General features: G+C 44.3%; 22 protein-coding genes, 20 tRNA genes, 2 rRNA genes and 2 riboswitches. Of the genes, 40 read left to right on the forward strand and 4 right to left on the reverse strand.

Annotation, left to right across the window (positions count from 1 at the left end; genetic code table 11):
• Positions 1-58: 58 nt before the first annotated feature.
• The 29 genes from ACXAD1_RS00920 to ACXAD1_RS01060 all read left to right on the forward strand — a co-directional run bounded on the left by ACXAD1_RS00920 (position 59) and on the right by ACXAD1_RS01060 (position 11,563).
• Positions 59-2,994: ribosomal RNA gene (locus tag ACXAD1_RS00920) — 23S ribosomal RNA — on the forward strand.
• Positions 2,995-3,196: 202 nt separating this feature from the next.
• Positions 3,197-3,313, forward strand: a 5S ribosomal RNA gene (gene rrf / locus ACXAD1_RS00925).
• Positions 3,314-3,336: 23 nt separating this feature from the next.
• Positions 3,337-3,411: transfer RNA gene (locus tag ACXAD1_RS00930), tRNA-Glu, on the forward strand.
• Between the two features lie 4 nt (positions 3,412-3,415).
• Positions 3,416-3,491: transfer RNA gene (locus ACXAD1_RS00935), tRNA-Val, on the forward strand.
• Between the two features lie 174 nt (positions 3,492-3,665).
• Positions 3,666-3,741: transfer RNA gene (locus ACXAD1_RS00940), tRNA-Lys, on the forward strand.
• A 15-nt stretch (positions 3,742-3,756) separates the two neighbouring features.
• Positions 3,757-3,841: transfer RNA gene (locus ACXAD1_RS00945), tRNA-Leu, on the forward strand.
• 8 nt (positions 3,842-3,849) lie between these two features.
• A tRNA-Gly gene (locus ACXAD1_RS00950) sits at positions 3,850-3,924 on the forward strand.
• 7 nt (positions 3,925-3,931) lie between these two features.
• Positions 3,932-4,008: transfer RNA gene (locus tag ACXAD1_RS00955), tRNA-Arg, on the forward strand.
• A 5-nt stretch (positions 4,009-4,013) separates the two neighbouring features.
• A tRNA-Pro gene (locus ACXAD1_RS00960) sits at positions 4,014-4,090 on the forward strand.
• A gap of 21 nt (positions 4,091-4,111) precedes the next feature.
• A tRNA-Ala gene (locus ACXAD1_RS00965) sits at positions 4,112-4,187 on the forward strand.
• Positions 4,188-4,205: 18 nt separating this feature from the next.
• Positions 4,206-4,282 (forward strand) — tRNA-Met (locus ACXAD1_RS00970).
• Between the two features lie 23 nt (positions 4,283-4,305).
• A tRNA-Ser gene (locus tag ACXAD1_RS00975) sits at positions 4,306-4,398 on the forward strand.
• A 185-nt stretch (positions 4,399-4,583) separates the two neighbouring features.
• Positions 4,584-4,657, forward strand: a tRNA-Met gene (locus ACXAD1_RS00980).
• 3 nt (positions 4,658-4,660) lie between these two features.
• Positions 4,661-4,737, forward strand: a tRNA-Asp gene (locus tag ACXAD1_RS00985).
• 170 nt (positions 4,738-4,907) lie between these two features.
• Positions 4,908-4,983: transfer RNA gene (locus tag ACXAD1_RS00990), tRNA-Phe, on the forward strand.
• Between the two features lie 22 nt (positions 4,984-5,005).
• Positions 5,006-5,089, forward strand: a tRNA-Tyr gene (locus tag ACXAD1_RS00995).
• A 7-nt stretch (positions 5,090-5,096) separates the two neighbouring features.
• A tRNA-Trp gene (locus ACXAD1_RS01000) sits at positions 5,097-5,170 on the forward strand.
• Positions 5,171-5,181: 11 nt separating this feature from the next.
• Positions 5,182-5,257, forward strand: a tRNA-His gene (locus ACXAD1_RS01005).
• A gap of 28 nt (positions 5,258-5,285) precedes the next feature.
• A tRNA-Gln gene (locus ACXAD1_RS01010) sits at positions 5,286-5,360 on the forward strand.
• A gap of 7 nt (positions 5,361-5,367) precedes the next feature.
• Positions 5,368-5,441, forward strand: a tRNA-Cys gene (locus ACXAD1_RS01015).
• Between the two features lie 14 nt (positions 5,442-5,455).
• Positions 5,456-5,529 (forward strand) — tRNA-Gly (locus ACXAD1_RS01020).
• Positions 5,530-5,535: 6 nt separating this feature from the next.
• Positions 5,536-5,612: transfer RNA gene (locus ACXAD1_RS01025), tRNA-Ile, on the forward strand.
• Between the two features lie 354 nt (positions 5,613-5,966).
• On the forward strand, positions 5,967-6,107 hold the full coding sequence (locus ACXAD1_RS01030; protein ID WP_206845226.1) for a cytochrome c oxidase subunit 2A: 141 nt from the start codon (positions 5,967-5,969) through the stop codon (positions 6,105-6,107).
• A 12-nt stretch (positions 6,108-6,119) separates the two neighbouring features.
• The gene (locus ACXAD1_RS01035) at positions 6,120-6,584 is read left to right on the forward strand and encodes a cytochrome c oxidase subunit II (RefSeq protein ID WP_474909200.1); all 465 of its coding nucleotides are present in this window, start codon (positions 6,120-6,122) and stop codon (positions 6,582-6,584) included.
• Positions 6,585-6,595: 11 nt separating this feature from the next.
• On the forward strand, positions 6,596-8,293 hold the full coding sequence (locus ACXAD1_RS01040) for a cbb3-type cytochrome c oxidase subunit I (protein ID WP_474909201.1): 1,698 nt from the start codon (positions 6,596-6,598) through the stop codon (positions 8,291-8,293).
• 59 nt (positions 8,294-8,352) lie between these two features.
• Complete coding sequence (locus ACXAD1_RS01045) at positions 8,353-8,985, forward strand: SCO family protein (protein ID WP_474909202.1); 633 nt, start codon at positions 8,353-8,355, stop codon at positions 8,983-8,985.
• On the forward strand, positions 8,982-9,542 hold the full coding sequence (locus ACXAD1_RS01050; protein ID WP_206845216.1) for a hypothetical protein: 561 nt from the start codon (positions 8,982-8,984) through the stop codon (positions 9,540-9,542). The genes ACXAD1_RS01045 and ACXAD1_RS01050 overlap by 4 nt, the downstream gene beginning before the upstream one ends.
• 131 nt (positions 9,543-9,673) lie before the next feature.
• The gene (locus ACXAD1_RS01055) at positions 9,674-10,462 is read left to right on the forward strand and encodes a DUF2935 domain-containing protein (RefSeq protein ID WP_206845213.1); all 789 of its coding nucleotides are present in this window, start codon (positions 9,674-9,676) and stop codon (positions 10,460-10,462) included.
• Positions 10,463-10,693: 231 nt separating this feature from the next.
• On the forward strand, positions 10,694-11,563 hold the full coding sequence (locus ACXAD1_RS01060; protein WP_474909203.1) for a cation diffusion facilitator family transporter: 870 nt from the start codon (positions 10,694-10,696) through the stop codon (positions 11,561-11,563).
• Positions 11,564-11,601: 38 nt separating this feature from the next.
• On the opposite strand, the gene ACXAD1_RS01065 is transcribed toward ACXAD1_RS01060, so the two are convergent.
• Positions 11,602-12,021 (reverse strand): hypothetical protein, encoded by a 420-nt coding sequence (locus ACXAD1_RS01065; protein WP_474909204.1) that lies wholly within the window; start codon positions 12,019-12,021, stop codon positions 11,602-11,604.
• A 228-nt stretch (positions 12,022-12,249) separates the two neighbouring features.
• On the opposite strand from ACXAD1_RS01065, the gene ACXAD1_RS01070 reads away from it, so the two are divergent.
• Positions 12,250-12,786, forward strand: coding sequence for a DUF3267 domain-containing protein (locus ACXAD1_RS01070; protein ID WP_474909205.1), 537 nt, complete (start codon positions 12,250-12,252; stop codon positions 12,784-12,786).
• A 358-nt stretch (positions 12,787-13,144) separates the two neighbouring features.
• On the opposite strand, the gene ACXAD1_RS01075 is transcribed toward ACXAD1_RS01070, so the two are convergent.
• Complete coding sequence (locus ACXAD1_RS01075; protein WP_206845205.1) at positions 13,145-14,779, reverse strand: bifunctional metallophosphatase/5'-nucleotidase; 1,635 nt, start codon at positions 14,777-14,779, stop codon at positions 13,145-13,147.
• Positions 14,780-14,932: 153 nt separating this feature from the next.
• On the opposite strand from ACXAD1_RS01075, the gene ACXAD1_RS01080 reads away from it, so the two are divergent.
• The 8 genes from ACXAD1_RS01080 (at position 14,933) to ACXAD1_RS01115 (ending at position 22,001) form a co-directional block, all read left to right on the forward strand.
• On the forward strand, positions 14,933-15,217 hold the full coding sequence (locus ACXAD1_RS01080) for a hypothetical protein (protein ID WP_474909206.1): 285 nt from the start codon (positions 14,933-14,935) through the stop codon (positions 15,215-15,217).
• A 188-nt stretch (positions 15,218-15,405) separates the two neighbouring features.
• Positions 15,406-15,520: riboswitch (TPP riboswitch) on the forward strand.
• A 127-nt stretch (positions 15,521-15,647) separates the two neighbouring features.
• Positions 15,648-17,432: a phosphomethylpyrimidine synthase ThiC gene (gene thiC / locus ACXAD1_RS01085; RefSeq protein WP_474909207.1), complete on the forward strand. Its 1,785-nt coding sequence runs from the start codon at positions 15,648-15,650 to the stop codon at positions 17,430-17,432.
• A 23-nt stretch (positions 17,433-17,455) separates the two neighbouring features.
• Positions 17,456-17,562, forward strand: a riboswitch (TPP riboswitch).
• Between the two features lie 88 nt (positions 17,563-17,650).
• The gene (locus ACXAD1_RS01090) at positions 17,651-18,259 is read left to right on the forward strand and encodes a thiamine phosphate synthase (RefSeq protein WP_474909208.1); all 609 of its coding nucleotides are present in this window, start codon (positions 17,651-17,653) and stop codon (positions 18,257-18,259) included.
• Positions 18,259-19,398 carry a glycine oxidase ThiO gene (gene thiO, locus ACXAD1_RS01095; protein WP_474909209.1) on the forward strand — a complete coding sequence of 380 codons (1,140 nt, stop codon included), beginning with the start codon at positions 18,259-18,261 and terminating at the stop codon, positions 19,396-19,398. The genes ACXAD1_RS01090 and thiO overlap by 1 nt, the downstream gene beginning before the upstream one ends.
• Entirely contained in the window at positions 19,395-19,598 is a 204-nt protein-coding gene (thiS, locus tag ACXAD1_RS01100) for a sulfur carrier protein ThiS (RefSeq protein WP_206845199.1), read from the forward strand. The genes thiO and thiS overlap by 4 nt, the downstream gene beginning before the upstream one ends.
• A gap of 1 nt (position 19,599) precedes the next feature.
• Entirely contained in the window at positions 19,600-20,367 is a 768-nt protein-coding gene (locus ACXAD1_RS01105) for a thiazole synthase (protein WP_206845197.1), read from the forward strand.
• On the forward strand, positions 20,364-21,383 hold the full coding sequence (locus ACXAD1_RS01110) for a MoeB/ThiF family adenylyltransferase (protein ID WP_474909210.1): 1,020 nt from the start codon (positions 20,364-20,366) through the stop codon (positions 21,381-21,383). The genes ACXAD1_RS01105 and ACXAD1_RS01110 overlap by 4 nt, the downstream gene beginning before the upstream one ends.
• A gap of 114 nt (positions 21,384-21,497) precedes the next feature.
• Positions 21,498-22,001 carry a VOC family protein gene (locus tag ACXAD1_RS01115; RefSeq protein ID WP_206845192.1) on the forward strand — a complete coding sequence of 168 codons (504 nt, stop codon included), beginning with the start codon at positions 21,498-21,500 and terminating at the stop codon, positions 21,999-22,001.
• Positions 22,002-22,051: 50 nt separating this feature from the next.
• Here the strand turns inward: ACXAD1_RS01115 and ACXAD1_RS01120 are convergent, their stop codons facing one another.
• Positions 22,052-22,429, reverse strand: a complete 378-nt coding sequence (locus ACXAD1_RS01120; protein ID WP_206845189.1) for a VOC family protein — start codon at positions 22,427-22,429, stop codon at positions 22,052-22,054.
• A gap of 142 nt (positions 22,430-22,571) precedes the next feature.
• Here ACXAD1_RS01120 and ACXAD1_RS01125 point away from each other — a divergent pair, with 142 nt between their 5' ends.
• Entirely contained in the window at positions 22,572-22,931 is a 360-nt protein-coding gene (locus tag ACXAD1_RS01125; protein WP_474909211.1) for a hypothetical protein, read from the forward strand.
• Positions 22,932-22,956: 25 nt separating this feature from the next.
• Here the strand turns inward: ACXAD1_RS01125 and ACXAD1_RS01130 are convergent, their stop codons facing one another.
• Positions 22,957-23,088 carry a hypothetical protein gene (locus tag ACXAD1_RS01130; RefSeq protein ID WP_280516127.1) on the reverse strand — a complete coding sequence of 44 codons (132 nt, stop codon included), beginning with the start codon at positions 23,086-23,088 and terminating at the stop codon, positions 22,957-22,959.
• A 246-nt stretch (positions 23,089-23,334) separates the two neighbouring features.
• Between ACXAD1_RS01130 and ACXAD1_RS01135 the strand changes: the two genes are divergently transcribed.
• Positions 23,335-24,150 carry a serine hydrolase gene (locus ACXAD1_RS01135; protein WP_474911267.1) on the forward strand — a complete coding sequence of 272 codons (816 nt, stop codon included), beginning with the start codon at positions 23,335-23,337 and terminating at the stop codon, positions 24,148-24,150.
• Positions 24,151-24,161 lie beyond the last annotated feature (11 nt).

The following is a 24,161-nucleotide window of genomic DNA, read 5'->3' on the forward strand; positions in this document are numbered from 1 at the left end:
TGTTAAATAGAGTTAAAAACCTTTGGTCTTGTTCATCTTCGATGAACCTGTCAAATACGGTTAAGTTATGAAGGGCGCACGGTGAATGCCTTGGCACTAGGAGCCGATGAAGGACGGTACTAACACCGATATGCTTCGGGGAGCTGTAAGTAAGCTTTGATCCGGAGATTTCCGAATGGGGAAACCCCCTATCCGTAATGGGATAGGATCTTTACCTGAATACATAGGGTATTGAAGGCAGACCCGGGGAACTGAAACATCTAAGTACCCGGAGGAAGAGAAAGCAAACGCGATTCCCTGAGTAGCGGCGAGCGAAACGGGATTAGCCCAAACCAGGAGGCTTGCCTCCTGGGGTTGTAGGACACTCTACACGGAGTTACAAAGGAACGAGGTAAATGAACAGGTCTGGAAAGGCCGGCCAGAGAAGGTAAAAGCCCTGTAGTTGAAACTTCGTTCCCTCCAGAGTGGATCCTGAGTACGGCGGGACACGAGAAATTCCGTCGGAAGCAGGGAGGACCATCTCCCAAGGCTAAATACTCCCTAGTGACCGATAGTGAACCAGTACCGTGAGGGAAAGGTGAAAAGCACCCCGGAAGGGGAGTGAAAGAGATCCTGAAACCGTGTGCCTACAAGTAGTTAGAGCCCGTTAATGGGTGATAGCGTGCCTTTTGTAGAATGAACCGGCGAGTTACGATTACATGCGAGGTTAAGTTGAAGAGACGGAGCCGCAGCGAAAGCGAGTCTGAATAGGGCGAATGAGTATGTGGTCGTAGACCCGAAACCAGGTGATCTACCCATGTCCAGGGTGAAGTCCAGGTAACACTGGATGGAGGCCCGAACCCACGCACGTTGAAAAGTGCGGGGATGAGGTGTGGGTAGCGGAGAAATTCCAATCGAACTTGGAGATAGCTGGTTCTCTCCGAAATAGCTTTAGGGCTAGCCTCATGTAGTAAGAGTCTTGGAGGTAGAGCACTGTTTGGACTAGGGGCCCCCATCGGGTTACCGAATTCAGACAAACTCCGAATGCCAAAGACTTATCCATGGGAGTCAGACTGCGAGTGATAAGATCCGTAGTCAAGAGGGAAACAGCCCAGACCACCAGCTAAGGTCCCAAAGTATACGTTAAGTGGAAAAGGATGTGGAGTTGCTTAGACAACCAGGATGTTGGCTTAGAAGCAGCCACCATTTAAAGAGTGCGTAATAGCTCACTGGTCGAGTGACTCCGCGCCGAAAATGTACCGGGGCTAAACGTATCACCGAAGCTGTGGATTGACATCTTTCGATGTCAGTGGTAGGAGAGCGTTCTAAGGGCGTTGAAGCCAGACCGCAAGGACTGGTGGAGCGCTTAGAAGTGAGAATGCCGGTATGAGTAGCGAAAGATGGGTGAGAATCCCATCCACCGAATGCCTAAGGTTTCCTGAGGAAGGCTCGTCCGCTCAGGGTTAGTCGGGACCTAAGCCGAGGCTGAAAAGCGTAGGCGATGGACAACAGGTTGATATTCCTGTACCACCTCTTTACCGTTTGAGCAATGGGGGGACGCAGGAGGATAGGGTAAGCGCGCTGCTGGATTAGCGCGTCCAAGCAGTTAGGCCGGTAACGAGGCAAATCCCGTTACCACACAGGCTGAGCTGTGACGGCGAGGGAAATTTAGTACCGAAGTTCCTGATTCCACACTGCCAAGAAAAGCCTCTAGCGAGGGAAAAGGTGCCCGTACCGCAAACCGACACAGGTAGGCGAGGAGAGAATCCTAAGGTGAGCGAGAGAACTCTCGTTAAGGAACTCGGCAAAATGACCCCGTAACTTCGGGAGAAGGGGTGCTCATTAGGGTGCATAGCCCTGATGAGCCGCAGTGAATAGGCCCAGGCGACTGTTTAGCAAAAACACAGGTCTCTGCGAAGCCGCAAGGCGAAGTATAGGGGCTGACGCCTGCCCGGTGCTGGAAGGTTAAGAGGAGAGGTTAGCGCAAGCGAAGCTTTGAATCGAAGCCCCAGTAAACGGCGGCCGTAACTATAACGGTCCTAAGGTAGCGAAATTCCTTGTCGGGTAAGTTCCGACCCGCACGAAAGGCGTAACGATCTGGGCACTGTCTCAACGAGAGACTCGGTGAAATTATAGTACCTGTGAAGATGCAGGTTACCCGCGACAGGACGGAAAGACCCCGTGGAGCTTTACTGTAGCCTGATATTGAATTTTGGTACAGCTTGTACAGGATAGGTAGGAGCCTGAGAAGCCGGAGCGCCAGCTTCGGTGGAGGCGTCGGTGGGATACTACCCTGGCTGTATTGAAATTCTAACCCGCGCCCCTGATCGGGGCGGGAGACAGTGTCAGGTGGGCAGTTTGACTGGGGCGGTCGCCTCCTAAAAAGTAACGGAGGCGCCCAAAGGTTCCCTCAGAATGGTTGGAAATCATTCGCAGAGTGTAAAGGCACAAGGGAGCTTGACTGCGAGACCTACAAGTCGAGCAGGGACGAAAGTCGGGCTTAGTGATCCGGTGGTTCCGCATGGAAGGGCCATCGCTCAACGGATAAAAGCTACCCCGGGGATAACAGGCTTATCTCCCCCAAGAGTCCACATCGACGGGGAGGTTTGGCACCTCGATGTCGGCTCATCGCATCCTGGGGCTGTAGTCGGTCCCAAGGGTTGGGCTGTTCGCCCATTAAAGCGGTACGCGAGCTGGGTTCAGAACGTCGTGAGACAGTTCGGTCCCTATCCGTCGTGGGCGCAGGAAATTTGAGAGGAGCTGTCCTTAGTACGAGAGGACCGGGATGGACGCACCGCTGGTGTACCAGTTGTCTTGCCAAAGGCATCGCTGGGTAGCTATGTGCGGAAGGGATAAGTGCTGAAAGCATCTAAGCATGAAGCCCCCCTCGAGATGAGATTTCCCATAGCGTCAAGCTAGTAAGATCCCTGAAAGATGATCAGGTTGATAGGTCAGAGGTGGAAGCGTGGCGACATGTGGAGCTGACTGATACTAATCGATCGAGGACTTAACCAAAACGAAAAGCGGAGGCGACTGTTCAACTTCGAAAGACGTTGGAGAGCCGGCCATTCAAATCCTGGTTTTGGGATTTGGAGGGACGGATCGAAACGGCCGAGAAGTTAGGAGCCGAAGCTAGACAAGTCATTGGTGAATACTCGGCAATACTTCTTCATGCATTATCTAGTTTTGAGGGAACGAAGTTTCTTCAATCAAATAGTCCGGTGGCGATAGCGAGAAGGTCACACCCGTTCCCATACCGAACACGGAAGTTAAGCTTCTCAGCGCCGATGGTAGTTGGGGGCTGTCCCCCTGTGAGAGTAGGACGCTGCCGGGCACCCTAATTGGGTAATTATATATGGCCCCTTGGTCAAGCGGTTAAGACACCGCCCTTTCACGGCGGTAACACGGGTTCGAATCCCGTAGGGGTCACCATTTTGGAGGATTAGCTCAGCTGGGAGAGCATCTGCCTTACAAGCAGAGGGTCGGCGGTTCGATCCCGTCATCCTCCACCATTACTTTTGGACGAGCGATTTTCTCCTCTTAAGGTATGAGCCATTAGCTCAGTCGGTAGAGCAGATTGCAGCATCAGTGAGACTCTTCACACGAGTAGCAATCTGTGACAAAGCGGTTTAGCTTTGGAACATCTGACTGCACGTATCAGGCTTTAGGAAATCTCATAAAAGTATGAGCCATTAGCTCAGTCGGTAGAGCATCTGACTTTTAATCAGAGGGTCGAAGGTTCGAGTCCTTCATGGCTCACCATTTTAATTTCATATTGCGGGTGTGGCGGAATTGGCAGACGCACCAGACTTAGGATCTGGCGCCGCAAGGCGTGGGGGTTCGACTCCCTTCACCCGCACCATTCTTTAAGCGGAAGTAGTTCAGTGGTAGAACATCACCTTGCCAAGGTGGGGGTCGCGGGTTCGAATCCCGTCTTCCGCTCCATTATTTTGCGCCCGTAGCTCAATTGGATAGAGCGTTTGACTACGGATCAAAAGGTTAGGGGTTCGACTCCTCTCGGGCGCGCCATATTACGGGGAGTAGCTCAGCTTGGTAGAGCACTTGGTTTGGGACCAAGGGGTCGCAGGTTCGAATCCTGTCTTCCCGACCAGAGACACTTCTATTATTACATGGGGCCTTAGCTCAGCTGGGAGAGCGCCTGCTTTGCACGCAGGAGGTCAGCGGTTCGATCCCGCTAGGCTCCACCATAAATATATAATCATTTCGGCGGTGTAGCTCAGCTGGCTAGAGCGTACGGTTCATACCCGTGAGGTCGGGGGTTCGATCCCCTCCGCCGCTACCAATATGATTATTTTTTATTACATCGGAGGAATACCCAAGTCCGGCTGAAGGGATCGGTCTTGAAAACCGACAGGCGGGTCAAACCGCGCAGGGGTTCGAATCCCCTTTCCTCCTCCATATTTCATTTAATAATACTATCGCGGGGTGGAGCACGCCCGAATAAACTTCGAAGGAATTACTTCAGCGCACCGATTGAGCTGCTGCTTGAATAATCTTTCTGAAATCGGGGCGGTACTTCATTGAATAAGCTGCGAGATAAAATGCTAGATGTGAGCATGGGAAAATCACATTAATAATACTATCGCGGGGTGGAGCAGTCCGGTAGCTCGTCGGGCTCATAACCCGAAGGTCGCAGGTTCAAATCCTGCCCCCGCAATCTGGTCCGGTAGTTCAGTTGGTTAGAATGCCTGCCTGTCACGCAGGAGGTCGCGGGTTCGAGTCCCGTCCGGACCGCCATTTTTAAAAAATTAATAATATATTGCTCAGTAGCTCAGTCGGTAGAGGATTTTAAAAGAATGAAGCTGCGAAGCTTCAACATCATCGAATAGCATGCTTTTAAAATCTGCAACAAAGAACGCAGGGCTTTGAAGCACATGTATTTAGCTTTAGGGGAAAAAATATTATATGGCTCAGTAGCTCAGTCGGTAGAGCAAAGGACTGAAAATCCTTGTGTCGGCGGTTCGATTCCGTCCTGAGCCACCATTTCCTAAGTCTTTTCAGACTTGGAGGGGTAGCGAAGTGGCTAAACGCGGCGGACTGTAAATCCGCTCCTTCGGGTTCGGCAGTTCGAATCTGCCCCCCTCCACCATTTATATAGGGGTATAGTTTAATGGTAAAACGAAGGTCTCCAAAACCTTTGATGTGGGTTCGATTCCTACTACCCCTGCCAGTAGGATAGTGGCGGTTGTGGCGAAGTGGTTAACGCATCGGATTGTGGCTCCGACACTCGTGGGTTCGATTCCCATCAATCGCCCCATTATTCTTTTGACAGCATTATTTATTATTGGGCTATAGCCAAGCGGTAAGGCACCGGACTTTGACTCCGTCACTCGCAGGTTCGAATCCTGCTAGCCCAGCCATTTTTAAGGCAGCATAGCCAAGTGGTAAGGCAGAGGTCTGCAAAACCTCCATCCCCGGTTCAAATCCGGGTGTTGCCTCCAAACCATATTCATATGCGGGTGTAGTTTAGTGGTAAAACCTCAGCCTTCCAAGCTGATGATGAGGGTTCGATTCCCTTCACCCGCTCCAACATATGGGCCTATAGCTCAGCTGGTTAGAGCGCACGCCTGATAAGCGTGAGGTCGATGGTTCGAGTCCATTTAGGCCCACCATTATACATACCATTTTCAAACTAATTCCAATAGGAATTAGTTTTTTTTGTGTTTGATAACCCCTTTATAGAACCGTTATTGGATCAATTTATATATATTACCTTTATATCTTTAAAGCCAGATTTAAGAGGATTGCGTGATTTTCTAAATCAGGTGAGTTTATGTGAACTATTTGTGAATCGTTATGCTTGCCAGTACAGAATTCAATGGAAGAAAGCCTTGATATTACTATGTTTTTGCTAGTATTTCAGCATTTTGCCTGCGAGATATTTAAAAAAAGTGTGATTCATTTCACTTTTATGAAAACCCTTCTCAACTATGATGTAGGTAACAAAGCTAAGGAGCTGATGGAAGGTGGAAACGCGAAAAGTGGGCCAAAGCAGTTTAAAGGAACATAACTCTCTAAGGGGTACGTTCTTTTCAGTTACAGTTGTGGGACTTGGGATCTTTGTTACTTATTTAATTGTGTATGGTCTTTACATGGCCAGATTATAGGGGGGATAAAAAATGATGCATCGGTCGGAGAAGATATGGCTGATATTAAGCTTTGGAATGATTATTGGATTCATGCTGATTACGGGCTATCAGACATTCGCCCTGGAGATGGGGCCGCCAAGCTATGGAGAGCGAATTGATCCTCAAAAAGTGGATGAGACAGAGCCGTTTAATATTCCCGGGATTAAGAAGATAGGCGACAATGAGTATGAAGTGGTTATGACCCTTCAGGTATTCAGCTTTACCCCAAATGAAATTGAAGTGCCTGCAGGATCAACGGTTCATTTTACTATGACATCAAAAGATGTCGTGCATGGCTTTCAGGTTGCCGACACGAACTTAAATGCAATGGTTGTGCCTGGCTATGTACAAAAGATCACTCAGAAATTTGATAAGCCAGGTGAATATTTGGTTCTTTGCAATGAGTACTGCGGTGCGGGCCATCAGATGATGAGCACCACCATTACGGTGAAATAAAGGGGGGATAGATGGTGGAAACTGTTATTAAGCAAACAGGAAAAACACAAGCTTTTAAGGATAAAGCAAATAAAGTTATGGGAATTAGCCTGGAGGATGCAAAAATAACGAAATCATATTTATCTGTTGCTTTCTTAGCCATCCTGCTGGGGGGAATACTTGGACTTTTGCAAGGGCTGAACCGGGCTGGAATGCTGGAATTGCCGGCATGGCTGAACTATTATCAGGTTCTTACAGCTCACGGTCTGCTTCTGGTAGTCGTACTGTCGGCTTTCTTCACAATTGGTTACTTTTATGCTGGATTATCGCATACGCTGGGAGGACTGCTTCCTAAGGTAAGAATGATGGCCTGGATTGGCTTCTGGATGAAGATTTTCGGATTTGTCCTAGCTGTGATTCCGATTTTAATGAATGAAGCATCTGTTATGTATACTTTTTATCCGCCAATGGCTGCTTCACCTATTTTCTATATCGGCTTAGTCTTCATTGTATTGGGTGTATGGATGTGCGCCTTTGGTGCCTTTATTAATGTGGCTAGCTGGCGAAAGAGGAATCCCGGCCAGCATGTCCCTATTCTTTCTTTCTTTGCTACCGGTGTTTTTGTTCTCTTATTCTTTGGCAGCATACCTGTAGCCATTGAGGTGTTTACCATTATCCCTTGGGCTTTTGGATGGATGGAGACAATAAATGTCATGGTTGCACGCACGCTGTTCTGGGCGTTCGGCCATACGCTGGTTAACATCTGGTATTTAACCGCGGTCTCTGCCTGGTATGTCATAGTGCCGAAGGTTATTGGCGGCCGAAGATGGAATGACCTTTTAACAAGAATTGTAGTTATTGCACTAGTAATTATGAATATTACCGGCGGTTTCCATCATCAGATTATTGATCCTGGTATTTCTGAACCTGTGAAATACATGCACGTGTTTATGAGTTTGGCGATTGGTTTTCCTTCATTAATGACTGCTTATGCTATGTTTGCGGTATTTGAGCGTACAGCGAGAAAGAAAGGAGGAAGAGGTCTTGTCGGCTGGTATAAGAAACTTCCATGGGGAGATGTTCGGTTTCTCGCGCCATTTATCGCGATGGCTGCTTTTATTCCTGCCGGAGCGGGTGGAATAGTACAAAGCACAAACCAATTGAACCAGGTTGTTCATAACACAATGTGGATTGTCGGTCATTTCCACTTAACGCTTGGCATGTCTGTGGTCATGACGTTCTTCGGCATCAGCTACTGGCTCATTCCTTATGTATCAAAAAGAGTGCTTACACCGCAGATCAATAAACTTGGGGTTATACAAACGATCATATGGACGCTCGGTATGATCATCATGTCCGGAGCGATGCATTGGGTGGGTCTGCTGGGTTCTCCAAGAAGAACTTCCTATTCAACATACTTTGACAATGCGACTGCTTTAAGCTGGGATCCTTATCTGTTCTTCCTGGCTATCGGTGGTAGCCTTCTTATGATCGGTGTACTTATGCAGGTATATGCTGTATTCTACCTCATGTTCTTTGCACCAAAAGGAAACACAGAATTCCCTCTTGCGGAAGTGGAAGAGGATGAAGCGCCAACACCTAGATGGACAGAGCGCTGGGGATTATGGATTGTGTGTATGTTTGTCCTTGTCGGCATGGCTTACGTCATTCCATTGGTCGATTTTATAGTCAATGCACCTCCAGGTTCACCTCCATATAAAACCTGGTAAGGGTAGAGAGATAGCTCGGCTGCTGGGCTGTCTCTTTCTTTAAAAGGAAGTGAAGAATCATGTTTCCAAAAAATAGAACGGTGCTTTCAAGCTTGCTGATACTGGTGTTTGGTGTGGTCCTGTTTTACATTGGCACAGATGGGTTTCAGGCTTTCACTGCCGAAACAGCCAGAATTAATCAGTTAATGGATGATAAGCCTCAATTCCCGGATGTAACACTTGAAGATAATAACGGGAGGATCTTTTCTTTCTCAGAATTCGAAGAGAAATATGTGTTTATTACCTTTTTATATACTTCATGCGGTACTGTTTGTCCTGAACTGGAGGTTAATATGTCTGAAGTATATAAACGGATTCCGGAAGAGTACATCGGAAATGATATTCAGTTTCTGAGCATCAGTTTTGATCCGGAGCGGGATGATCCGGAAACATTGGATACTTACCGGAAGGCCTTTGGAAGTGACGGAGAAACCTGGAGAATGGCCAGGATTCCGGATCAGCAGGAACTTAAGTCTTTACTGGACGGATTTGGAGTCGTTGTCATTCCAGATGAATACGGCAATTTTGCACATAACTCGGCTTTTTATCTGGTGAATCCAAAAGGACAGTTAGTCGAAGTTATGGATTACACACTGATTGAAGAGGCGGCTGATCGGGTAACAGAGATTCTGCAAAGTGGAGGGGAAAAATGATGAAGCCATCAGTATATGGATTCCTGCTGCTTCTAACACTGATTCTCCCGCCAGTAGCTAATTTGCTGGAGTCCATTATGATTACCCATATGCATATGCAAATGCCTCTACTGGTGATCTCGGGTTTATTCATGGCGAAATTCTTTCAAAATCGCTTTCAGAAATTCTTTTCAAATTGGAATGAAAATGGAGTCCCTGGTATTTTGCTGTTTTCGATCATTATGGTTTATTGGTCTCTGCCCAGGACAATGGATGAAGCCTTGACGCTTACAAGTATTGAAGCTTTTAAATTTATTTCGCTTCCTTTTTTGGCTGGGGTTCCATTGCGGGACAGCTGGCCAAAGCTAAGTCCATTTTGGAAGCATGCTCTCATTATTTTCTTTACTATCTTATTTTTAGCCCTGGGATGGCTATATATCTGGTCCCCTGTACAGCTTTGCAATAATTATTTGGTCATCGAGCAGATTACGCTGGGATGGGGGTTTATCTCAACCGCGTTTGCAATGGTTATTTACTTGATTTATAGCTATTTCATGGATTTTTCAAAATATGAGTAATAGAATGACTGCTGCCGTCTTGGAAGCAGTTCGTACAATTTCAGCTGGTTTACCTGCTTCAATAAAATAGAATAAAGGCAGAAGATCATAAATATATATGAGAAGGAGTGAGTAATTGGGGAGGGGATGACATGGCGGATCCAATAGTCGTTAGATCGCTGGATGAAATTAAATTTTGGTCCAGGATTATGAAAGAACATGCACTATTTTTAAGTTTAGGGTTTACCTATGAACAAAAACAATTAATCGCCGAAGCACAGCAATTTATCGCTCTATTTGAAAGAATCGAGGAAAAGCTGGCCAGATTTACAATCAACTCAGAACTAAGCCAGGTTCGAGCATTTAATAACGAGGTTTATCAAGCAGCTGCTGCCATCTGGAGCTATAAGAGGAAAGTGCTGGGGCTGACACTAAGATGCGAAATCCGTTCAAATAATTTTCCATTATTGATTGACCATATCAGCAGAGAAGCTGCATACTTTGCAAATCGATTAAAAGACCTAAACTCAGGGATACTCGCACCAAAACCTGAAGCCATTATAGAAGAAAATGTATTCTTTCTCAGGATCATGGCAGATCATGCTAAGTTTATTGGCCATTTACTAGATCCTTCGGAAAGAAAGCTGGTAGAACAGGCAAGAGAGTTTAGTCATGATTTTGACCAATTGGTCTTTCAAGCTGTTGATCTTGACTCTATGCAGCCTGAATCAGAAACGAAACCAATACTTAGCCATTTTTTAAATGAGAATAAGGTATCAGTTGCTTCATTAAGGGACTTTAAGAAAACAGCCAGAGAATTAATAGAGGCGTGCCGGATCAAAAGCAATATTCATCCTCTTCTGGCAGACCATACGTTTAGAGAAGCAGAGAGATTTTTGGAAATTATCGATTTGTTTGAAGCGAGTCTTAAGAGGGCTTAGATTTTCTTGGAAGAAGGGCCGTTTCTTTCAGGTTGTTCAAATTTCTGTTATTCCCTTATGCACATTAAAATGAACAAATCAAGCCAGCCTATTTCAGGGCTGGCTTAAATTTTCACTAGTCCAACTTAATTGCACTTTGCTTATTTATTTAATAATAGACAAAAAGATTGCTCTAGACCCACCCGAATTCCGCTTGGTAATATAAGCAAGGGTAAAGTAGGAGGCTAGGGCATGGAAGAGGAAAAGTATCAAAACCTTAAGTTGGGTGAGCGTGCTGCGTTTATTAGTATTGCAGCTTATATATGTCTTTCTGTACTAAAATTAACAATTGGATATGTGAGTGATTCTGCTGCTTTGAAAGCGGATGGATTGAATAATACAACGGATATTATTGCTTCAATTGCAGTGCTTATAGGTCTTAGGATTTCCCAGCGTCCGCCGGATAAAAATCATGGGTATGGCCATTGGAAAAGTGAAACCATCGCTTCCATGGTAGCGTCCTTTATTATGGCTGCTGTGGGCATTCAAGTTCTGCTGAATGCTGTTTCATCTATGTTTGAAGGAGTTAATGAATCTCCTGATATCATTGCGGCATATACGGGAGTTTTTTCTGGAGCGGCAATGTACTTTGTGTACCGCTACAACAAAAAATTAGCCATTAAAATTAACAGCAAGGCCGTTATGGCAACGGCTAAGGATAATATCTCAGACGCCTGGGTGAGTTTAGGCACAGCCATCGGAATTTTTGGATCACAACTGAACATGCCATGGCTTGATCCGTTAACAGCCATTATTGTCGGGATATTAATATGTAAAACGGCATGGGATATTTTTGTACAAGCCTCCCATGAGCTTTCAGATGGATTTGATGAAAAAAAGATTAATCATTATCAGGATGTCATCAAAAAAGTAGATGGGGTAAAAGGCATAAAAGATATTAAAGGCAGAAGCTATGGAAACAATGAAGTGATCGATGTGGTCATTCTCGTTAATTCCACACTGGATATTAAGGAAGCCCATGATATTGCGACACATGTTGAGAAAGTGATGATGCAGGATTATGGGGTATATGATGTTCATGTCCATGTGGAGCCGAATTAAAAAAGAAATGCGTCTCTTGATGAGGCGCATTTTTTTTTCTAGCTGAACATTTTATCCAATTCCCGTAAATGATCATAGGCATTTACGAGGTATTCAGGAACTATTTTTCTTCCATAATCCCAGGAGTTTTTTTCTATTTCAGACATGAGCTGTTCTTTCTCGTCATCTTCTCCATACATTAGGGTTCTTATATCATGTTTGTTTTTCTTGAAATCCAGATAATAGCCTATTTCATGGTATAGCATCAATTTCAACAGGTTCTCATCGGTTTCTTTAATTTTAAAGTTGATTTTGGCTATGTAGCCGTTCACTTTCAGATAGTTAAACTTAATTGTATTCGTTGAGACGTTGTAGCTCATAGGCGCAGTAAGTGTATTGCTGAACTCGTAATTTATATTGAGGCGGTGTTCGTTTAATGTATGTAAAATAATCTTTTCAATATCCCAGATATATAGCACTTCCCTTATCACAGTCCTTTCACAGTGTTCTTGAATTGATTATACAAGGCTATTGATGCCGGTAACAGTGTTTTCGGGTACATTAGGTCCATTTGGGCACAATCGGTAAAAGTGAGAATTTGAGAATGAGGCAAAAGAAGGAGAGTAAAAGAATGGAAACATCTGAAACTTTTTAATTTTTTCTCCGTACATTTGTATATGGTCTTATTTCTTGAGGGGATGAGAAAGTTGGATAATAGAAAACAAACGGTTGTTTCCATTTCAATGATGAAATTGCAGATTTATTTATTCATTGCAACGATTGTGCTGGTATTTGGGGTGCTCTTTTTACATGCAGTGATTTATGGCGGAGGGGAAATGTCTTTTGATCTTATCGGTATGCTATTATTTTTAGCTGGTATGGTTGTTATAGTTGTTTTGCATGAAGCCATCCATCTGGCAGGTTTTCGCTATATTGGCGGTGTTCCATGGAGCGAAATGTCCTGGGGAGTCAATTTGAAATTGGGTGTGACTTATGCTCATGCCAAACAGCCAGTGACTGTTCAGCAAATGAAAAAGGTTTTAATGCTGCCATTCATTCCGACTGGCTTGTTGCCCCTTGTTCTTGGAATTGTACTGAATATGCCCGGATTATCGATATTAGGGGCGATATTGACTGTTGGATGTTTTGGAGATCTTGTTTTGTATAAAAAGCTCTTAAAATTTTCAAATGATGCTCTAGTCATTGACCATCCGACTAAACCGCAATTTACAGTTTATGAATAGGCTGCAATTCCATATGTCTAAGAACTTTTATGTTTGTTGTCCCAGCCAATAAATATTTGGGTGAAAAAAAAAGCAACCAGGGCCGCCAGTGATGATATGAGGAGGTTTCTCATTGAATCCAGTCCATAAAGCCGGATCCCTATCAATTTGGATGTATTTGTACACAATCTCCAGTTTTCAAAAACAATGGCTGTTTTATGGAAAAATGGAAAAAAGACGCCGAACAGCATGAGAAAATAAATATACTTTTTCATTATCCTATTCCTTTCTTTCTGATCCTAATAGAAGAATATGATGTCCGTCCTTCTATTAGTATTAAATGGACAAGAAAAAAGGACAGTCACGGGGCTGTCCTTTTTCAGTCTATTCTCTTTATGCGTCCATCAATCGCGGAGCTGAATGGCTGTGCTAAATTCTGTATATAGTCCACTAGTGCATCTATATCACTTGGACCGGTCACTCTGTTTGTCCCTTTTCGGAATACTGTAAAATTGTCTCCTCCATCAGCGAGATAAGTATTTACAGCGACCGAATAGTTTTTGCTCGGATCAAGTAATGTTCCGTCAGACAGATATATATCATTTATTTTTTCACCTCTAGGCTTGCTGTCATCCCAAGTATAAGTGAGTCCAGAGATCTGAAGAATTCTTGTTGTATTTGGCTTCCATTGCTGTTTGAGGACATCACGAATTTGGCTGCCTGTCAGGTTCATTTTGACCAGTTGATTGCTGAAGGGAAGGACGACAAATAAGTTTCCCCAAGTAACACGGCCGGCGTCAATGTCTGCCCGGATTCCTCCTGGATTGATGAAAGCCAAATCTGTGTTCATCGCTGTCCGCTGGGAATTGGCAATAAGATTGCCCAGGGCTGATTCACCGCTTCTGTTTTGTTCGGCTGTGATTGAGATTGCGGCAGTGCCGATATATCTGTTCACAGTGGATTCTACTTTTCTTTCATAGCGCTCGATCATCCTGGTTATGTCGCTTGCGGGCTGGATATTCTCTTGAAAAACATTTACAATTTCAGCGTGCTTGCGGACAATATCCTTTGTCTGGGGATCTATTTCTATATCTACATCAGAAAAGGCAGTGCCATATGAGTAGGCCTGTACAAGAAGCTTTCCATCCACCACACTGTTCAGATAGTCATGACTATGGCCTCCGAACATAATATCCACTTCGTCATCCACCTGATGGGCTAACTCTATTAACTGGCCTCTGGCATGCTCCCCATTGAGTTTTGATTTTCCAGGGACATGCGCCAGTACCACAATGGCTCTTACTCCTTGTTTTTTAAGTTCTCGGGCATACTTGTTGATGGCTTCAGCTTCATCGATAAAGATCAGTTCTTTCATACTGTCAGGTGCTGAAAGAGCCGGTGTTTCTTTCATGATGACTCCGATAAATCCAATTGGGATTCCGCTGACGTTTACTATTTTATATGGAGGAAGGAAGGGCTTGCCTGACTTTTGGCTGATTACATTGGACGCAATCCATGGGAATTGGGATCCGGAATAATCTTTTGCTGCTGAAGGGCTGCTGCCACTTAGCAGGCGAAGCAGTTCTTCAGATCCCCGGTCAAATTCATGATTGCCGATAGTGCCAATATCAAACCCCATCTTATTCAAAAATTCAATAGTCGGTTCATCCCGCAGAAGAGCGGATACTGGCGGACTGGCTCCAATCATGTCTCCAGCATGAAGCATAATGGTGTTTTCATTTTCAGAAGCACGCTGCCGCAAATAGGCAGCGAGGTAATCTGCGCGTCCTGCTGGTCTGCCGTTAACCTGCCGAGTGACATTCAGCTGTCCATGGAAATCATTAATGCCCAGCAATTGAATTTGCTTGTATGGTGCTTCTGTACGTTCTTCAACATGGCCGTGATATTCTTCAGAAAGACCCTGCTGATCCCATTGTTCTTTTTCTGCAGGCTGTCCGCCGTATAGAGGCATTCCCAGAAAGCTAAATAATATAAGGGAGAAAAGTATTTTCATAATTCATCCTCCAGTAATTGTGGCAGGGATAGTATTTGCAGATACTAGGGATTTAATCGGGTGATGGGCTATTAGAGATCAGAAAAGTTTGGCCTCCTGCCAAAAGGGTAAGGTCTTAAAGAAACATAATACTGCAAAAGGAGATGACAATACATGAATTATAAGAAGCTATGGCTATCAGTTCCATTGAGTGCAGGATTATTGTTGGCAGGATGCGGAACGGATGAACAGGATCCGCCTCCGGAAACGGAAGATGTGGAATTGGAAGATAATCAGATGGAAGAAAACAATAATGAAGATAGTGAAATGCAGGATCCTGGCACATCAGAAGAATCTGATATGGAGGAGCCCGGCATGAATGAAGAATCACCGCAAATTGAAGAGAGTATGGATCAAAGTGATATGGATATGAATGATGAGGAATCTGACGGGAACTAACCTTCATTAAATTACTTAAAACGGCTGCCGCTGGCAGGCGTTTTTGATGTTCATTCACAAGTAAAAAGCCTGAATTAAGGAAAACGAGTTTAGGAGCAAAATAAAGACAACATTTTTTATCTGGCAGAATTCTGAAAAAATTCCTTTCCTTTGTTACCGCAATTCTGTATACTAAAATTGAATTTAATAGCAATAACTAGGGGTGCCCAATAGCTTGGGCTGAGAAAGAAACGCGCTAAGGTTTCTTGACTCTTTGGACCTGATCTGGATCATACCAGCGTGGGGAAGTTAGAATGTGCAAAAGTTTCTTTGTGCAAAGACATCTGCGGTTAAGCCGGTCCATCTTTATGTGGACCGGCTTTTTTACATATATGGCACTTCCTTGGTTCCAGGTCTCGTCCTTACATTTTTAATAAGGGAGAGATGATTAATGACTGCAAGTTCTTTAAATCATGAGAGTATTTCTATTATGTCAAGCTTTACTGGCAGCAAAAAAGTATATGTGAAGGGTTCCAGGGCTGATATAAAGGTTCCGGTGCGAGAGATAGAATTAAGCCCCACTGCCGGAACGTTTGGTGAAGAGGTCAATGAGCCGGTTCGTGTATATGATACGAGCGGACCATATACGGATCCTCAATATACGGCAGATCTAAAGAAAGGGCTTCCCGCTCTGAGAAGCCGGTGGATTCAGGAACGAGCGGATGTAGAAGAATATGATGGGCGGAAAGTAAAGCCCGAGGACAATGGCTACCTCAATGAAGGTGATCCGCGTGCCAATCATAAAGTCTTTCCTGGCTTAAACCGCAAGCCATTGATAGCGAAAATAGGGAAGAATGTCACCCAGCTTCACTATGCCAAAAAGGGGATCATTACCCCGGAGATGGAGTTTATAGCTATTCGGGAAAATATGGAACCGGAATTTGTGCGGTCTGAAGTAGCAAGAGGGCGGGCGATAATTCCTTCCAATATCAATCATCCTGAGACAGAGCCAATGATTATCGGAAGAAATTTCCATGTAAAAATTAATGCGAATATTGGTAACTCGGCTGTTTCATCCTCAATTGAAGAAGAGGTAGAGAAAATGACCTGGGCTACCCGATGGGGAGCGGATACAATTATGGATCTGTCTACAGGCAAAAATATTCATACTACACGCGAATGGATTATCAGAAACTCTGCCGTTCCGGTCGGTACTGTTCCCATTTATCAGGCCCTTGAAAAGGTTAATGGCATTGCCGAGGATCTTACGTGGGAAGTATACAGGGATACCCTAATCGAACAAGCAGAGCAGGGGGTTGACTATTTTACCATTCATGCAGGTGTCCTTTTGAGGTATGTGCCGCTGTCGGCAAAACGCTTGACCGGAATTGTGTCGAGAGGCGGATCCATTATGGCTCAATGGTGCCTGCATCATCATAAAGAGAACTTTTTATATACGCACTTTGAAGAAATTTGCGAGATCATGAAAGCTTATGATGTGGCCTTCTCCCTGGGGGATGGACTGAGGCCGGGATCGATTGCAGATGCAAATGACGAGGCTCAATTTGCAGAGCTCGAAACACTTGGAGAGCTGACGAAAATTGCCTGGGAACATGATGTCCAGGTAATGGTCGAGGGACCTGGCCATGTTCCAATGCATTTAATCAAAGAGAATATGGATAAACAATTGGAAATCTGTAAAGAAGCACCATTCTACACACTCGGACCCCTTACGACTGATATAGCTCCGGGCTATGACCATATTACCTCTGCAATCGGGGCTGCCATGATAGGCTGGTATGGTACGGCAATGCTTTGCTATGTTACACCTAAAGAACATTTGGGTTTGCCAAATAGAAACGATGTGCGCGAGGGTGTCATCACGTATAAAATTGCCGCTCATGCTGCAGATCTGGCAAAGGGACATCCTGGAGCGCAAAAAAGGGATGATGCCCTGTCAAAAGCCCGTTTTGAATTTCGCTGGAGAGATCAATTTAATCTTTCTTTGGATCCTGAGCGTGCTTTGGAATTTCATGATGAAACACTGCCGGCTGAAGGTGCAAAAACAGCTCATTTTTGTTCCATGTGCGGGCCAAAGTTTTGCAGTATGAGAATTTCTCAGGATATCCGGAATTATGCAAAAGAACATCAGCTTGAAACAAATGAAGCGATAAAGAAGGGACTGGAAGAAAAAGCTGAGGAATTTAATAAAGCCGGGGGAAACATTTATCAGTAGTCTTTTTATAGTTTAATAGAAATTAAATCCGCTGGGGGTGCCTGTTTGCAGGCTGAGATTAAAGCAAAAGCTTTAAGACCCTTGGAACCTGATCTGGCATGCCAGCGTAGGGAAGTGGAGTATCGGGTCTGAATTCCAAGGCCCCATACCGCCGCTTTCTATTTAGAAGGTGGTTTTTTATTTGCACAAAATCTAAAAATAGCACGGGAGCATCCGCAATGAAAAAACAGCTGCATGTTATATCAGATGGAAAGCTTTCTCTAGAGGCCTTTGCTGAAATAGCAGGTGAAGTGGAACCCTTTGCAGATAAGTTCCACTTGAGGGAAAAACATCGAACCGCAAGGGAGCTATATGAAGGAATTGAGCTGCTTTGTAATGAGGGAGTCCCCATTCATAAAATTGTTATAAATGATCGGGTGGATGTTGCATGGACATGTAAGGCAGGTGTACATCTTGCTTTTCACAGCCTTCCAGTCCATGTTGTCAAAATGAATTTTCCAGATATACCCATCGGATGTTCCGTACATTCTCTTGAAGAAGCAGAAGAGGCTGCAAAACAGGGAGCTGGTTATATCCTGTTTGGACACATATTTGAAACCGATTCTAAGAAGGGAGCTCCGCCAAGGGGCACTGGGTCACTGGAGGCTCTCAAAAAGGCAGTAGAAATTCCGGTATTGGCAATTGGAGGCATTAAACCAGAAAAAGTCCCAGAGGTTTTGGAGGCGGGGGCAGATGGCATTGCTGTAATGTCAGGGATTTTGCAGGCAAAGGACCCTGCAGAGGCAGCAAAGCTCTTTTTAAATAAGTTAGATGAGGAGGGGAAATGATGAGGAAAATATTTGACGCCGTTATAGTTGGCGGCGGCATTAACGGTAGCTCCATTGCTTTTCAACTGGCTAAAAGAGGGTATAAAGTGGCCGTTTTGGATAAGGGAAAAATAGCCGGCAAGGCTTCCGGAGCGGCAGCTGGAATTTTAGGAGCCCAAACGGAACTGACAGAAGACGGCCCGCTATTCCAGCTGGCATGCAAAAGCCGCTCCATGTATCAGAGCCTGATTCCTGAACTGGAAGATTTATCTCAAGTGCATATTGGCTATCAAAATAAGGGTGTATATAAAGTGGCGGCTAATAAAGAAGAGGAGCTGGCATTAAAAAGCTTGATAGAAAGCCAGCAAAAAGCGGGTGAGCAGGCCGAATGGTTTTCGATCGATGACCTGATCAAACGTGAACCATTCGTATCAAATAAATTGAGGGGGGCCATGTATATACCGAATGACGGACAAGTACAGGCATATGAATTGTCCCTTGCCTTTGCAAAAGCTTCAATAGCCCTCGGCGCAGAAATATATGAGTATACACATGTATCAGATTTTATTTTAAAAGATAAAAAGGTTTATGGAGTCAGAACCAGCCTGGGAGAACTTCTGGCAGATTCCGTTATTGTTGCTTCCGGGGTCTGGAGCAGGGAGCTTCTTGAAAGAACGGGCCTTTCGCTGCCCATTATTCCGGTTAAAGGCGAGTGCTTCTCGGTCAAGGTTGAAAAACCGCTTGTACAGGGGACGATCTTTTCACATGGATGCTATATCGTTCCAAAGCAATCCGGGAGGCTGGTAGTTGGAGCGACGGTTAAGGTAAATTCATTTGATGAGAAGGTGACCTTTGAGGGAATATCCTTGCTGATGGAAAAGGCTCAAAACCTGGTTCCTGTCATCGCGAATGCGGAATGGGAAGGCGCCTGGACAGGAATTCGTCCGCAATCGGCTGATGGGCAGCCTTTTTTGGGACAACATCCAGCATGTGAAGGGTTATACATTGCAGCTGGGCATTTTCGGAATGGGATCCTCCTTGCCCCGGCAACAGGAGAACTGATGGCAGACATCATGGAAGGCAAAACGGAGCAGCCTAATCCATTTGAGCTGTCCCGCCTTGAATGTTTAGTCCATTCGTCAAAAGGGGTGCTTTTATGAATATTGTCATTAACGGAGATGCTATTGTGCTACCGGAAACAGTTAATTCTGTTTCACGCCTGCTCGAGCACTTTCATTTGGAGCAAAAGGTAGTCATTGTCGAGCTAAACCAGAACATTTTGGATAATTCCACACATGCTGAAACCATACTGACAGACGGGGATCGAATCGAAATTGTACACTTTGTAGGAGGCGGATGATTTGTTGAAAATTGGACCCTATGAATTTAATTCACGGCTGCTGCTCGGAACAGGAAAATATCCAAGCTTTGATGTGCAAAGGGAAGCTGTAGAAGCTTCGGAAGCAGAGGTGCTTACGTTTGCAGTACGCCGTATGAACATTTTTGAAGCGAACCAGCCCAACTTTTTGGAAAAGCTGGATTTAAAGAAATATAAATTACTCCCAAATACGGCAGGAGCAAGTACAGCTGAGGAGGCTGTTCGAATAGCAAGGCTATCCAAAGCTTCCGGGCTCTGCGACATGATTAAGGTTGAGGTTATTGGATGCAGCAAAACACTTCTTCCCGATCCAATAGAAACAATAAAAGCAGCGGAGATTCTATTAGACGAGGGATTTATTGTTCTTCCTTATACCTCTGATGATGTCGTCCTTGCCCGAAAACTAGAAGAAATAGGCTGCCATGCGGTCATGCCATGTGCTTCGCCAATTGGTTCAGGGCAGGGAATCATTAATCCTATTAATCTTCAATTTATTACAGAGCAGGCTGCTGTTCCGATTATTGTGGATGCTGGAATTGGGAGCCCGGCAGATGCGGCATTGGCAATGGAGCTGGGAGCAGATGGTGTGTTATTAAATACGGCTGTCTCCTCTGCCGATGATCCTGTTAAAATGGCAAAAGCAATGAAACTCGCCATTGAAGCAGGAAGGCTGGGCTATGAAGCTGGCCGGATGCCCCAAAAGCGTTATGCATCAGCAAGCAGCCCGGCGGAAGGAATGGTTTTTAGTTGAATCAGCGATACTCCCGCCAGATATTATTTCCTGCGATTGGCAAAGAAGGACAGAAAAAGCTGAGGGAAAAACACGCTTTGATTGTAGGGGCTGGTGCATTAGGGGCTGCAAATGCAGAAACCCTCACAAGGGCAGGCATCGGCAAATTAACCATTGCCGATCGGGATTATGTGGAGTGGAGCAACCTGCAGCGCCAGCAGCTTTATAGTGAAGAAGACGCTGTTCGTAAAGCTCCAAAAGCGATAGCAGCGGCTAAACGCCTGAAAGCCATCAATTCAGAGGTTCAAGTTATTGCCCGTATAATGGATGTAGGAGTACAGGAGATTGAAGAGCTGATTGAGGGTGTTGATTTAATCATTGACTCAACAGATAATTTTGACATTCGCTTTCTTATCAATGATATAACTCAAAAGCACCGGATTCCCTGGATATATGGAGGGTGTGTGGGGAGCTATGGTTTAAGCTATACCATCTTGCCTGGGGTGTCACCGTGCCTGAATTGCCTGATGGACAAATTGCCATTGGGAGGTGCCACTTGCGATACGGGAGGTGTTATTCAGCCGGCTATTCAAATGGTTGCGGCTTACCAGTCCGCTGAAGCATTAAAGATATTGGCAGAAGACTTGGAATCCTTACGCGGGACATTTGTTTCTTTTGATGTATGGAAAAATCATTTTAGTTCTGTTAATGTTACTTCCTTAAAGAATCCGCAGTGCTTATCGTGTGGGACTAATCCAGTTTATCCCTTCCTGGACTACAGAAATCAGACAAAAACAGCACTGCTTTGCGGGAGGGATACTGTTCAAATCAGGCCTTCAGCCCTTCAGGACATGGATGTTGCTTTTTTGGAAAAATCCCTGGTCTCTCAAGGAATCATGGTAGAGAGCAATCCTTATTTGCTCTCATTTTCGATCGATGAGGCAAGAGTGGTTGTATTTAAGGATGGAAGAGTGCTGGTGCATGGGGTAAGAGACATTCTCCAGGCAAAGAACCTGTATCATCGTTTCCTGGGATAATGAGTTTTGCCTGTCGCTAAGTGTGACAGGATTTATTGACTAATAAGCATTAAATATCAAACTCAAAATTAGGCTAAAATGAAGATGAAGAGCATCTAAACAGGAGTTGATATCATGAAAAATAAAATCCAAAAAATCACACCAAACTTATGGTTCAATACAGAAGCTGAAGAGGCAGCAAACTTTTATACTTCGATTTTTAAGGACTCAGCTATCAGCAAGATTACCCGCTATGGGAATGAAAGGCACGAACTTAGCGACATGCCAGAGGGAAAGGTTATGACTGTGAAATTTCAGCTGGAAGGGCAGGAGTTTACTGCCCTGAATGGCGGACCAAAATTTAAGTTTAATGAGGCAATTTCATTTATTGTTAATTGCGAGAATCAAGAAGAAATAGACTATTATTGGGAAAAGCTCTCTGAAGGCGGGGATGAGAAGGCACAGGCATGCGGCTGGCTGAAGGATCAGTTTGGCGTATCCTGGCAAATCGTACCTGCAGAGTTAAGCGAAATGATCAGCAGCCATGATTCTGAAAAAACCGAGCGAGTAATGAAGGCATTGCTCCAAATGGAGAAAAAGATTGATTTGAATACTTTGAAGAAAGCATTTGAAGGCTAAGAGAAAAAAGACCTGTCCACTCAGCATTTGAAGGACAGGTCTTCTTGGAATTATTTATCCTCTCTTAATAAATAGTTATTTCCATCCTGGTCTTTAAACGTAAACATGGTTCCAAAAGGCATTTTTAGCATATCCTCAACTTCCACGCCATTTTGTTTCATTTGTTCATAAGCAGCTTCAATATCAGATGTGCTGAAAAGGATGGACGGGTGGGCAACTGCAGATGGATTTTGCTGTTCCATGGCTGCCTTTGAATAGAGAACTAAAGTTGTAAATTCATCATTGCTTGGACCAACTTCAATCCAGGCAGCATTTTGTCCCATAGGCTGTTCGAACTTTAGAACAAACCCCATTTTATTCAGCCAGAACTCTTTTGCCTGTTCCTGGTCCTCAACGTATACTGTGATTTTTCCGATTTTATTGATCATATTAAGTTCTCCTTTGATTTCATTCTTATAAAAAGGATTTTATCAGTCCATGGCGGCAAAAACAATTTCAGTATTGGAAAGGTTCGCGTGAATTCACTCCTAATTGGAGATAATTACTGTAACCATTGAGAGGAGAGGGATTATGTACATAGAATCCATACGGTTCACCGATTCTCCTGTCCATCATCAATTTCCGACATTATATGAGAATTTGGGTCTTCCCGAGGTTTCTTCCTTTATTGAGCAAAAATATGAATTTGGTTTCACTGCAGGAAAAACAAAAAGAACTGGGCATGGAAGCATTCGAATGTATAAGCAATATGGAGAGCTTAAGGTGATAATCTCTGAAAAAATGACCGGATTCGGACCAAAAAGGCTTGAAAAGCTGGAGAGTCTGCTTATGGAGGAGGTTAAAGAACGATTTATCAGCAATATTGAAGCCGAAACTAAAACACGAAAAGTGTACCACATGCATTTTGGCCGTAATGACAGGGGTAAATAGGGACAGTTTAACTGTCCCATATGGCTTACTTGGTGTTGTCTCTTTGGGCTTTTAAAGCGATTCTTTCAAGACCATTTTCTCTGTCATCCGCATATTCTGTTTCTTTTGGAAGTGCATTATTCTTATGATCTGATTGGCTTTTCTTTTTCTTTGCCATAATTTTCACCTCCTTTATAGTGATTAAGGCATCTGCGTTTTTAGTTTGCATTCTTTTTATTAGGCTATGCCTTAAGTTTTTGAACCCCCAAAAATTCAATCAAACGTTTGAGTGAAAGGTATGCCAGCTCATCTTGCGCTGTACTGAAGTGCGAATTAATAGGATTTTTTCTATATGATGAAACCTCCATGATTACCTTTCGTATTTAAATAGTACAGCGTAATCATGGAGGTTTTCTTTTTGAAAATGATGTGGTTAATCACTGGAATAGTTCTTATTTTGGCAGCAGCAGCTTTGGCCCTATTCATGTATCTAAAGGGGAAAAACAGCGGTGATCCTGAGTCAGTCATCGGGTATGTGCAGGAACACAGGCATACAGACAATATGGCCTTGGTTATTCGGCATAATGATGAAGAGTGGGTTAAAATCAATGAGGATGTGCCGCTTCCTTTAGCCAGCACGGTTAAAATTATGGTGGCAATTGAATATGCGCGTCAGGCAGCGGAGGGAGAAATAGACCCAAAGGAAAAAGTCGATTTAAAGACCTTGGAAACGTATTATGTTCCTAAAACAGATGGAGGAGCCCACCAGGCGTGGATTGATAGCCTTTCAGAAGAGGTGGAGAGTGTTCCTCTAAGTGAAGTGACAAATGGGATGATCGCTTACAGTTCGAATGCAAACACCGATTACCTGCTGAATGTCCTGGGAATTGAAAATGTAAATAGACTTGCTGAAGATTTGAAGCTTGCCAGTCATGAAAAGATGTATCCGATTGTCAGTGCCCTTTTTATCCCGATGGAGCTGATGGAGGAAAAGGGTTTCACAAAAGAAGAGGCGCTTAAGGAATTGAAGGGCATGAGTCTTGATGAGTATCGAAGCAGAGCTATAGACATTCATCAAAAATGGGACAGCCATCCGCCACTCGAAAAAGGTAAGAAGGAACTATTGAAGGTTCTCGATATGGATTTTCAAAGAATATGGTCTGACAGGCTTCCGCGTGCTACTGCTGGTGATTATGCAGAGCTGATGAGCCTATTAAACAGGAAACTATTTTTCCAATAAAATCCATTCTT

The sequence above is a fragment of the Cytobacillus sp. ABV4_503 genome (genome assembly GCF_056158445.1).